Source organism: Microbacterium sp. P26 (assembly GCF_023712585.1).
GTDB classification, from domain to species: Bacteria; Actinomycetota; Actinomycetes; order Actinomycetales; family Microbacteriaceae; genus Microbacterium; species Microbacterium algihabitans_A.
Map to the genome: position 1 here is coordinate 60961 of NZ_JAMAXZ010000009.1, position 10842 is coordinate 71802.

Consider the following 10842-nt stretch of genomic DNA (forward strand, 5'->3'; position numbering starts at 1 on the left):
CCGGGCGGCGCAGGGCCCGGGCGGCGCAGGGCCCGGGCGGCGCAGGGCCCGGGCGGCGCAGGGCCCGGGCGGCGCAGGGCCCCGGCGCGCAGGGCCCGGGCGGCGCTCCGCCGCGCTTCAGCCGGGCAGCGTCGCCGTGAACGACTCGAGCGCGATGCGGTACGCCGGGTCGGGGTGCGTCCGGGCGAGGCGCTCGAGCGGCGGCAGGTCCAGCGTGCGGATCAGCGCCCCGCGTTCGCGCACGGCCGCGTCGGCTCCCGCGGCGCGCAGTACCGCGATCCCCTCGCCGAGGGCTTCGAGGTAGTCGCGCAGCACGTCGACCTCGCCGAGGCGCTGCGTGATCGAGCCGCCGTCGCGCCGCTGACGCCACTCGACCACCACGTCGGGGATCGTGTCGAAGGCGGGCGCCAGCGTGTACATGCGCTGCGCGAGCACCTGGTCTTCGTAGTAGCGGCCCTCGGGGAAGCGCAGGTCGTGCTCGCGCCAGAAGTGAGTGCGGCTGAGCTTCGACCACGCGACGATGTTCCCGGATGCCGCGGGGTGCTGCTCCAGCGAGACGCCCTCGCGTGCCGGGTCGGTGGCGGCCGTCACCCACGGCTGCACCTCGCTCGCGGTGTAGCCCGGGCCCTCGGCATCCGGACGCAGACGCACGTACGCGCCCACCACGAAGGCGCTGCCGGTGCGGTCGAGCGTGTCGGCCAGGCGCGAGAGGGCGTCGGGGCGCAGCACGTCGTCGGCGTCGAGGAACGCGGTGTAGGGCGCCTCGACGAGTGCGAGGCCGGAGTTGCGGGCGGCGCCGAGTCCGCGCTGCTCGTCGTGGCGGACGAAGCGGAAGCGCGGGTCGTCCGCCTCGGCGTCGGCGAACAGGCGGGTGGTGTCGTCGGTGGAGCCGTCGTCGACGAGCACGGCCGTCCAGTGCGGGTGCGTCTGCGCGCGGAGGGAGTCAAGGGCCTCCTCCGCGTACTCGGCGACGTCGAAGCCGGGGACGATGACGGTGACGGCGGTGGAACTCACCCGCGCGATCCTACGGCGGTGACGGCGGCGGCGACGGCATCCGCCACGTCGTCGAGAGAAGCGGTGAGGCCGTGCGGCAGCGTGAAACGCACGGCGGTGCGGGCGTCGTCGGGGGCGACGCCGATCGCGAGCAGCACGTGCGAAGCTTCGTCGCTGCCCGCCGCGCACGCGGATCCGCTCGATGACACGATGCCGTGCCGTTCCAGCTCGAGCAGCACGGTCTCGCCATTGGTGCCGGGGAACACGAAGCTCGCCGTGCCGGGGAGGCGATGCGCGGGGTGACCCGTCACACGGGCGGTCGGTACGAGGGCGAGCACGCGGGCGATGAAGGCGTCGCGCAGGGCGCCGACCCGGGCGGCCTCTTCGGCCCTCTCGGCTTCGGCGAGGGTGAGGGCGGTCGCGATCCCCACGGCTCCCGCGACATCGGGGGTGCCCGAGCGGCGGCCGCGCTCCTGCCCGCCGCCGTGCAGCAGCGGCTCGAACGGAAGGCGTCCGCGGACGGCCAGGATCCCCGTGCCCTTCGGGGCGCCGATCTTGTGTCCGGCGATGGTCACGGCATCCGCCCCCGTCCCCGACAGCGGCAACCACCCCGCCGCCTGCACGGCGTCGAGGTGCAGGGGCACTCCGCGGGCGTGCGCGACGGCGGCGAGCGCGGCGGCGTCTTGCACCGTGCCGATCTCATTGTTGGCGTAGCCCACCGACACGAGGGCGGTGTCGTCGCGCAGTGCCGCGGCGAGGGCATCGGGGGTCAGCGTCCCCGTCTCGTCGACGGGAGCATGGGTGACCTCGACGCCGTGCAGGCGCTGCAGGTAGTCGGCGGAGGCGAGGACCGATTCGTGCTCGATCGCGGTGGTGACGAGGTGCCGCCGGCCCGACCCCAGCACGATCCCCTTGATCGCAGCGTTGTTCGACTCGGTGCCGCCCGAGGTGAACAGCACGTCTCCGGGACGCATGCCCAGCACCGCGGCGACGCGGCGGCGGACGTCGTCGAGGGCGGATGCCGCGGCCTCACCCACCTCGTGATGGCTCGACGGGTTGCCGAAGTAGCGGGTGAGGTACGGGGTCATGGCCTCGAGCACCTCGGGGCGCACGGGGGTGGTGGCGGCGTTGTCGAGGTAGAGGCTCACGCCGTCTCGATGCGAATGTCGAGCCCGAGGTCGAGGGCGGATGCCGAGTGGGTGAGGGCTCCGACCGAGATGACGTCGACGCCGGTCTCGGCGATCGCGCGGACGGTCTCGAGCGTGACGCCCCCGGAGGCCTCCACCTGCGCGGCGCCGGCGATGCGGGCGACCCCGGTGCGCAGGTCGTCGAGCGAGAAGTTGTCGAGCATGATCGTGTCGACCCCGGCCGCGAGCACCGCGTCGATCTGGTCGAGGCGGTCGACCTCGACCTCGACGTGGGTGGTGTGGGGGAGCCGCGCGATGGCGCTCTCGAGGGCCTGAGTCACCGACAGTCCCTGAGCGGTGAGCACGGCGAGGTGGTTGTCCTTGGCCATCACGGCATCCGACAGCGAGAACCGGTGGTTGTGACCGCCGCCGTCGCGCACGGCCTGCCGCTCGATTGCGCGCAGGCCGGGCGTGGTCTTGCGCGTGTCGACGATCCGCGCGCCGGTGTGGGCGACCTCGGCGACGTAGCGGGCGGTGAGGGTCGCGATGCCCGACATGCGCTGCACGAAGTTGAGGCCGATGCGCTCGGCGGTCAGCACCGCGCGGGCGGGACCGGTGACCACCGCGAGCGTGTCACCGGGGGCGAAGTGCTCGCCGTCGGCGACGCGCTGCTCGACGGAGGTCGAGGGGTCGGTGAGGGTGAACGCGGCGGCGAACACCGCGGCTCCGCTGAACACGCCCTCGACCCGCGCGACGAGCTCCGCGCGGGCGACGGCGGTCTCGGGGATGAGCGTCTCGCTCGTGAGGTCGCCCCACGGGGCGTCTTCTTCGAGGGCGGCGGTGACGACTCGGTCGATGGCGGAACGGCTCAGCATGCGAGGACCTTTGAGGGGGAGGGGGCGGATGCCGCGGCGGCGATCGCGCGGGCGGATGAGGGGTCGCGCGGGTCGCCGTCGGTCGCGGGGGCCTCGACCGGAGCGGAAGCGGCGGTGGCGCGAGTGTCGGCGCCGGCCGCCGGGGCAGCGACCGAACCGGTCTCTGCGTCGGAGCGGAAGTGCGCACCCACGGATGCCGTGCGCCGCAGCGCTGCGTCGACCACGTGCGACGCGACGAGCAGGAGGTTGGCGTCTTCGACACCGAGGGCTGCGCCGGCGGTGCGCCACGCGGCGAGGATACCGGCGGCCCGGGTGAGACCCGCGGCGTCGCGCATGAGTCCGGCGTCGGTCCACATCAGTCGCTGGAGCGCTGCGCGCGTGAAGGGTGGGGCCGCGGCATCCGAAACCTCCCGAAGGGGGACGGGCGCGACGGCTGCGACGGACCAGACCGTGTCGCGAGCCACCGCCTCGCCGGCGCGCGCACCGAACACGGCGCCCTCGAGCAGGGAGTTCGAGGCCAGGCGGTTGGCTCCGTGCACGCCCGTGCGGGCGGTCTCGCCGACCGCGTAGAGCCCGGGCACGGTGGTGCGCCCGTCGAGGTCGGTCACGACCCCGCCCATCAGGTAGTGCGCCGCGGGGGTCACCGGGATCGGCTCGCGGCCCCAGTCGAGCCCCCGCTCGCGCACGGCGGCGTCGATCGTGGGGAAGCGCCGCGCGAGGCGCTCGCCGCCGATCGCGGTGGCATTCAGGCGCACCGGTCGACCGCCCTGCGCGGCCATCGCGCGCGCGTTGGCGCGGGCCACGACGTCGCGCGGGGCGAGCTCGCCGTCGGGATGGGCATCGAACGCGAAGCGGCGGCCGGAATCGTCGATGAGGGTCGCGCCCTCTCCGCGCACGGCCTCCGACACGAGGAACGGCGCACCGACGGCGAGGGCCGTCGGGTGGAATTGCACGAACTCGAGATCGGCCACCGCGGCGCCCGCGCGGATCGCCGCGGCGATGCCGTCGGCGGTCGCCCCCAACGGGTTCGTGGTGTGGGCGTAGAGCTGACCTGCCCCGCCGGTGGCGAGGATCACCGCATCGGCGGTGAGGCGCTCGCCGCCGTCGAGCTCGATGCCGACGACGCGGCCGTTCGCGAGCAGCAGGTCGCGCAGGAGCGCGTGCTCGCGCAGCTCGATGCCGGCGGCACGGACGGCCGCCCCGAGAGCCGCCTGGATCTCCGCTCCCGTCGCATCGCCGCCCGCGTGCAGGACGCGGGCCACCGCGTGAGCTGCCTCCAGCCCTCGCGAGAAGTCGCCGTCGGGGGCGCGATCGAATTCGACGCCCCGCTCGACGAGCTCGGCGATGCGGGCCGGACCCTCGCCGACGAGCACATTCACGGCATCCGGATCATTCAGTCCCGCGCCGGCCGTCAGCGTGTCAGCGGCGTGCGAAGCCACGGTGTCGGCGGGGGAGGTGACGGCCGCGATCCCGCCCTGCGCCCAGCGCGTGTTCGTCTCGGGGAGCGCGCCCTTGGTCACGACCGTGACGCGGCATCCGTTCTCCGCCGCGTGCAGCGCCGCCGTGAGACCGGCGATGCCGCTGCCCACCACGACGACGCCGGTCACTTCACCGCGCCGTTCGGCTTGGCCGCGAGCATGCGCTCGAGCGCGACGGTGGCGGGCTCGGCGACGTCGGCCGGGACCGTGATGCGGTTGACGACCTCGCCCGCGACGAGCGACTCGAGCACCCAGGCCAGGTAGCCGGGGTGGATGCGGTACATCGTCGAGCAGGGGCAGACGACCGGGTCGAGGCAGAAGATCTCGTGCTGCGGGTACTGGGCGGCCAGGCGCTGCACGAGGTTGATCTCGGTGCCGATCGCGAAGGTCGTGGGCTCGGTCGCCGCGGCGATGGCCTTGCGGATGATGTCGGTCGATCCCGCTTCGTCGGCGGCGTCGACGACGTCCATCGGGCACTCGGGGTGCACGATCACGCGCACTCCTGGGTGCTCGGCGCGGGCCTTGTCGATCTGGTCGACGGTGAAGCGGCGGTGCACCGAGCAGAAGCCGTGCCAGAGGATCACGCGGCTGTCTTCGATCACCTCGGCCGTCGAGCCGCCGAGCGGCTTGCGCGGGTTCCACATCGGCATCTGCTCGAGGGGCACGCCCATCGCCTTCGCCGTGTTGCGGCCCAGGTGCTGGTCGGGGAAGAACAGCACGCGACGACCGCGCGCGAACGCCCACTCGAGCACCGTCCGCGCGTTCGACGAGGTGCAGACGATGCCGCCGTGACGGCCGACGAAGCCCTTGATGGCGGCAGAGGAGTTCATGTAGGTCACCGGGATCACGGGGACCAGGCCCTCGGCATCCGGGGTCTCGAGGTCTCCGAGCACGTCTTCGAGCTGCTCCCAGCACTCCTCGACCTGGTCGATGTCGGCCATGTCGGCCATCGAGCAGCCCGCGGCGAGGTTCGGCAGGATCACGGCCTGGTCGGGGCGAGACAGCAGGTCGGCGGTCTCGGCCATGAAGTGCACGCCGCAGAACACGATCGCTTCGGCCTCGGGGCGCTCCTTCGCGGCGTTCGCGAGCTGGAACGAGTCGCCCACGTAGTCGGCGTGACGCACGACCTCTTCGCGCTGGTAGAAGTGCCCGAGCACGACCACCCGGTCGCCGAGCGTCTCTTTCGCCAGGCGGACGCGGGCGTCGAGCTCGTCGTCGGACGCGTCGCGGTACTCCTGCGGCAACTCGCCCTGGCGCGGCGCCCCCGTCGGGATGACGTCGCCCATCGACGAGCCGGGGCCGTAGCCGGGGCGCGTGTCGAAGTCCCAGGGGCCGACGGCGAGGTCGGTCGTGCAGGTCGCATCGGTCGAGGCGCCCGAGACGATCGCCTGGATCGCGTGATCGACGCTGGGGTCGATCGCGGGGCGGGGCTGCAGGGTGAGAGGCGTGGCGGACATGGGCGTTTCCGATCAGTGACGGGACGGGAGCGGGCCGCGGTCGGCCAGCTCCACGTCGCGGTTGTAGCGGTAGAGGCGGGCGGGTCGGTGGCTTCCGGTGCGGAAGCGCTCGGTCGGGATGAGGGTGTCGGACGTGTCGACCTGCCGGCGGAAGTTCGCCGGGTCGAGGCGCTTGCCGAGGATCGACTCGGTCACCTCGCGCAGGTCCGCGAGCGTGAACTCGTCGGGCAGCAGGCCGTGCGCGATGCGGCTGTAGCCGACCTTGTTGCGCAGGCGCCACAGCGTGTACTCGACGATGTCGTTGTGGTCGAAGGCGAGGGTCGGCAGGTCGGTCGCATCGAACCACTCGACGTTCTCGGGGGCGTCACCCTCGCGGGCGTGCGCGGCGACCTGGGCGTCGACCTCGTCGGAGCGCAGGAGCGCCCAGTACACGATCGAGACGACGCGTGTGGGGGAGCGGTCGACCGCTCCGAACGCGTACAGCTGCTCGAGGTAGCTGGGGGTGAGGCCGGTGGTCTCGGCGAGGGTTCGGGATGCCGCGGCGTCGAGCTCTTCGGTCGCGTCGAGCCAGCCGCCGGGCAGCGCCCACCGTCCGTCGAAGGGGTCGCGCGTGCGGCGCACCAGCGGGAGTGAGAGGACGGGCTCGTCGTCGGCGTCACGGCGCACGCTGAAGATCACGGTCGACACCGCGACGCGCACATCGGCGTCGCGGGACTCGGGCTGAGGGGTTCGTGTCATGGTGACCATATCTCCGGTGTCGATCTTAGTGTCGTTTCGACTCGAAGGGCGAATTGCGCGGCGGTGACGGGCGCGGGCGTGGGAGGGGAGGGGCGGGGTGCGCGGCGTGGCCCCGGGCCACCGCCCGGCCGCGCCGCCCGGCAGCACCGCCCGGCAGCACCGCCCGGCCGCGCCGGCCCGCGCGTCGAAAGCGTTCTCTCAGATGCGCGTCCTAGCCTCGAAGGGATTCAGGAGGTCCGGATGCCGATCGTCGACATCGCCCTGATCGTCCTGCTGGCGATCGCGCTCGTTTCAGGCCTCTCCCGAGGCTTCCTCGCCACCATCGGCTTCTTCGCCGGCCTCGCGCTCGGTGCGCTCGCCGCGTACTGGGCGACGCCGTTCGTCGGGCAGTGGGTCACCGACTCCTCGTGGCGCGGACCCGCGATGATCGCCGCGGGTACCCTCCTGCTGTTCCTCGGCGCGTTCCTCGGCGGCAGCGTCGGCAGCTTCTTCCGCCGCGGCGCCGACCGCATCAAGCTGCGCGTTCCCGAGCGGCTGCTGGGCGGGGTGGTCAACGTCGCCGCGGCCAGCCTCGTCATCTCGTTCGTCGCGGGCGCGCTCACTCCCGTGGGCCTTCCGGTCGTGTCGGCGGCCCTCGGCTCGTCGGTCGTCGTCCGCACGATCGACGACCTCACCCCGCCGCCGGTACGGACGGCTCTCGGCGACCTGCGCGGTCAGGTGTTCGCCGGGGGCATTCCGCGCTTCCCCGACCTCATCCAGATCGGGCCCGTGCCCACCACGCCCTCGATCGCCCTCGACGACCCCGCGCTCACGCAGGCGGCGCAGTCGGTTGCTCGCGTCTCGGGCACGGCCTACGCCTGCGGTGTCACCTCGAGCGGGTCGGGCTTCGTCGTGGCCGATGACCGCGTGGTCACCAACGCGCACGTGGTCGCGGGCGTCGACGCGCCCCTGGTCGAGTTGCCCGGCCAGCCGGCGCGCGAGGGCCGCGTGGTCTACTTCGACCCGATCGACGACATCGCGGTGGTCTCGGTCGACCAGCTCGACGCGCGGGCCCTGCCGATCTCGTCGGCGCTCGCCGTGGGGTCGGCCGCCGTCGTGCAGGGCTACCCCGGTGGCGGTCCGTTCACCTCGGGCAGTGCACAGGTGATCTCCGAAGGGACGGTCCCGGTCCCTGACATCTACGACGACAGCTCCGCTCCCCGTGACATCTACGCGATCGCCGGCATCGTGCGCCCCGGTAACTCCGGCGGGCCGTTGCTCACCACCGACGGCCAGGTCGCGGGCATCGTGTTCGCCCGCTCCGACACCGACGACAACGTCGGCTACGCCATGACCCCCGCCGAGCTCGAGCCGGTGATGGCCCAGATCGACGCGTTGTCGACGCCCGTGGCATCCGGGACCTGCACGCGGGAGTAGCGGCGCCGCGTCGCGCGGTGCACGACCCGGAGGTTCAGGCGGTCGCGGCAGCGGCGACGACTTCTCGCAGTTCGTCGCGCCCGCTCACGCCGAGCTTGCGGTACACGGCGGAGAGGTGGTTCTCGACCGTGCGGTGCGAGAGGCCCAGACTCTCGGCGATCTCGCGATTGCGGGCGCGGGTGGCCGCGACGCTGGCCACCGCCCACTCGCGCGCGGTGAGCAGGTCGGCGATGCCCGATCGCGCCGAGGGGGCGGGGGAGAGCACGGCGCCGACGCGCGTGACGATCACGCGGGCGAGACGGGCGGCGGATGCCGCGTCGGGGTGCGCACCGAGGGCGAGGGTCTGGCGGGCCGCGTCGTAGGCGGCCGCGAGGAAACCGGCCGTCTCGAGTCCCTGCGCAGCCGCGACGAGAGCGGAGGGATCGCCCTGCTCGAGCGCGTCTCCGTAGGCGAGGATGAGGCGCACGGTGGCTCCCGTGTGCCGGGCGGGCAGGCGGCGCAGCACCGCGCCTACCGCCGAGGGCTGGCCCATGCGGATGGCGCTCAGCGCCGACAGGGCGAGCCACCAGTCGTGGTGCCGCCCCTCGGCGGCCTCGACGGCGCGCTCGACCGCCGCGGCGGGCGACGGCTCACCGGCACGGAACGCGAGCCACGACTCGGCCTGGGCCGCTTCGAGGTCGGTGATGACGAGGGCGCGCATTCCGGGGGTCAGGCGGGCGAGGCACTCCTGGGCCTCGTCGGGACGGCCGAGCCACGCGGCGATCGTGGCGCGCGTGCCGATCGCGAGGCCTTCGAAGGCGAGCAGGTCGCGCCACGCAAGCTCGTGCGTCGCCTCGCGGGCGTGGACGAGGGCGCCGTCGGCGTCGCCCTGCATGAAGGAGGTCCACGCGACGCCGAGCGTCCAGATCCCGATCGCCTCGCTGACGCGGTGTCCGGCGTGCGCGCGGAAGGAGTCGCGCGCTGTCGCGAGGTCGCCGTCCGCGCAGTCGGCGAACGCCTCGGCGTAGTCAAAGAGCTCTTTCGCATGCCGGATGACGGCGAGTGCGGCCTGCGCGTAGGGGCGTCCGGTGGCGATCGCCGCGCGTGCCGTGGCCGTGTCGCCCGCGAGACACGCAGCGAGCGCGGCCGACAGCATCGGATCGAGCGACGCGACGGCCGCACCCGCGCTGTCTGGGCCGAGTCGACCGCCGGCGAGGGGGTCGCTCGGCAGGTCGCCGAGCATGATGCGCCACTTCGTCATGCTGGTGGACAGGAACGCCTTCGCCTCGCGGTCGTCGAGCCGCTCGAGAGCGTCTCCGGTCACGCGGTACGCGCGCGGCGGATCCTGCCGGCGCAGCGACCAGTACGAACCCGCGCGGGAGGCGGCGAGCGCGAGCGAGGCATCGTCGTCGGCGACCTCCACGGCTGACTGCATCGCCACATCGGCGTCGTCGTGCCGACCGAGCAACCAGAGCGACTCCCCGCGCAGGATCACCGCGTCGACCGGCACCGGCTCCTCGCGCTCGGCGGCCAGCTGCAGCGCGCGCGAGCCCAGCGAGACGGCGAGCGCGTGATGCCCCATCGCGGTGGAGGTGCGGGCGGCCCAGGCGAGCTCGGCGGTGGGCGGGGGCGTCTCGTCGTCGAGGGTGAGGACGACGCGCGTCACTCGGCTCTGCGCGTCGTCGTGACCGGCCAACCGTTCTGCGGCGCGGGCTGCGCGGGCGCGGCGCCGGTCGATCGGCATCCGTTCGGTGATCACCTCGCCCACGAGGGGGGTGACGATCCGCACGCGGTCGGGGGTGCCGATGGCGAGCCCCGCCTCGGTGAGGGCCGCGACGCTGCCTTCGGGGAGGGCGTCGCGGGGGAGGACGGTCGCGACCGAGAGCAGTGCGAGCGGTTCTCGATGCGCGTCGGCGACGAGATCCGCCCAGTCCGCGACGAGTTCGCGGAGGCGGTTCGGTGGCGCCGGGCGGCCCAGGTCCACGCCGAGCGGCGTCGGGCGGGCAAGTCCCGAACGCAGCGACTGCTCGGCGAGAAGCGCCAGGAACAGCGGGTGCGTGCCGGCCCGATCGAGCAGGGCGACGAGGCTCGGGGCCGCGACGCGGCGGCCGACGACCCGCTCGATCAGCGCGACCGCTTCGTCTTCGGTCGGGGCCGGGACTCCGAGGCGTTCGAGCAGCCCCTCATCGCCGAGGCGTCGGAGGGCTGCGGGCAGGGGCTGGCCGATGCGGGCCGTCAGCAGCACCCGGACGCCGTACGAGCGGACGAGCTGGTGAACGGCCGCTGCCGAGACCTCGTCGAGCCAGGCGGCTCCGTCGATCAGGAGGACCGTGGTCTTCGCGGTGCCCGCGAGTCGGGTCGTCACGCGCTGCAGGCGGTGCGCGGGCTGCTCGTCGACATCTCCGCCGGGCTCGCGCGAGACCAGGGGGAGGAGGGCGGCGAGCGGGATGCCGCTGAGCTCCGGCATCGCCGAGGTGCGCACGACATCGAAGCCTCGTCCTTCGAGCAGGTCGGCGATGCGCCCGACCAGGCGCGTCGCGCCGGCGCCGGGAACCCCCTCGACGAGCCAGGCGCGGCCTCGACCGGCGACGATGTCATCGGCGAGGAGGGCGGCCCGGTCGCCGCCGGGGGCACCCGCGCTCATCACGTCGATCAGTATGCCGTGCGGCGGAGGACGGTCGGCGCAAAGACGGCCGGTTCGCGTTGAAACCCCGTCACCCAGAGGGCCACCCACCAGTAGGTGGATTCCACCTAGGGGTTGACAGTCCGCCGCCAGCGA

At 73.6% G+C, this 10842-nt stretch carries 8 protein-coding genes; 1 reads left to right on the forward strand and 7 read right to left on the reverse strand.

Annotated elements, in window-relative coordinates:
- Positions 1-117: 117 nt before the first annotated feature.
- From M3667_RS15890 to M3667_RS15915, 6 genes are read right to left on the reverse strand one after another with little or no spacing between them, the layout of a single operon-like run.
- Positions 118-1014: a glycosyltransferase family 2 protein gene (locus M3667_RS15890; RefSeq protein WP_251509458.1), complete on the reverse strand. Its 897-nt coding sequence runs from the start codon at positions 1012-1014 to the stop codon at positions 118-120.
- Positions 1011-2141, reverse strand: coding sequence for a cysteine desulfurase family protein (locus M3667_RS15895; RefSeq protein WP_308196482.1), 1131 nt, complete (start codon positions 2139-2141; stop codon positions 1011-1013). The genes M3667_RS15890 and M3667_RS15895 overlap by 4 nt, the downstream gene beginning before the upstream one ends.
- Positions 2138-2995 carry a carboxylating nicotinate-nucleotide diphosphorylase gene (gene nadC, locus M3667_RS15900; RefSeq protein ID WP_251509460.1) on the reverse strand — a complete coding sequence of 286 codons (858 nt, stop codon included), beginning with the start codon at positions 2993-2995 and terminating at the stop codon, positions 2138-2140. Before nadC ends, M3667_RS15895 begins: the two co-directional genes overlap by 4 nt.
- Positions 2989-4602 carry an L-aspartate oxidase gene (gene nadB / locus M3667_RS15905; protein ID WP_251509462.1) on the reverse strand — a complete coding sequence of 538 codons (1614 nt, stop codon included), beginning with the start codon at positions 4600-4602 and terminating at the stop codon, positions 2989-2991. Before nadB ends, nadC begins: the two co-directional genes overlap by 7 nt.
- Complete coding sequence (gene nadA, locus M3667_RS15910; protein ID WP_251509464.1) at positions 4599-5930, reverse strand: quinolinate synthase NadA; 1332 nt, start codon at positions 5928-5930, stop codon at positions 4599-4601. The genes nadB and nadA overlap by 4 nt, the downstream gene beginning before the upstream one ends.
- A gap of 12 nt (positions 5931-5942) precedes the next feature.
- Positions 5943-6677, reverse strand: a complete 735-nt coding sequence (locus M3667_RS15915; protein WP_251509466.1) for an NUDIX domain-containing protein — start codon at positions 6675-6677, stop codon at positions 5943-5945.
- Positions 6678-6908: 231 nt separating this feature from the next.
- Between M3667_RS15915 and M3667_RS15920 the strand changes: the two genes are divergently transcribed.
- A complete protein-coding gene (locus M3667_RS15920) occupies positions 6909-8084 on the forward strand; it encodes a MarP family serine protease (protein ID WP_251509468.1) in 1176 nt (391 codons plus the stop codon).
- Positions 8085-8118: 34 nt separating this feature from the next.
- Here M3667_RS15920 and M3667_RS15925 read toward each other — a convergent pair whose 3' ends face one another.
- Complete coding sequence (locus M3667_RS15925) at positions 8119-10707, reverse strand: LuxR family transcriptional regulator (RefSeq protein WP_251509469.1); 2589 nt, start codon at positions 10705-10707, stop codon at positions 8119-8121.
- Between the last annotated feature and the right edge of the window lie 135 nt (positions 10708-10842).

What these genes read in the sequence shown, in the direction of transcription:
- M3667_RS15920 (WP_251509468.1), top strand. Translation starts at nt 6,909, where the DNA reads ATGCCGATCGTCGACATCGCCCTGATCGTCCTGCTGGCGATCGCGCTC.
- nadA (WP_251509464.1), bottom strand. Translation starts at nt 5,930, where the DNA reads ATGTCCGCCACGCCTCTCACCCTGCAGCCCCGCCCCGCGATCGACCCC.
- M3667_RS15915 (WP_251509466.1), bottom strand. Translation starts at nt 6,677, where the DNA reads ATGGTCACCATGACACGAACCCCTCAGCCCGAGTCCCGCGACGCCGAT.
- nadC (WP_251509460.1), bottom strand. Translation starts at nt 2,995, where the DNA reads ATGCTGAGCCGTTCCGCCATCGACCGAGTCGTCACCGCCGCCCTCGAA.
- M3667_RS15925 (WP_251509469.1), bottom strand. Translation starts at nt 10,707, where the DNA reads ATGAGCGCGGGTGCCCCCGGCGGCGACCGGGCCGCCCTCCTCGCCGAT.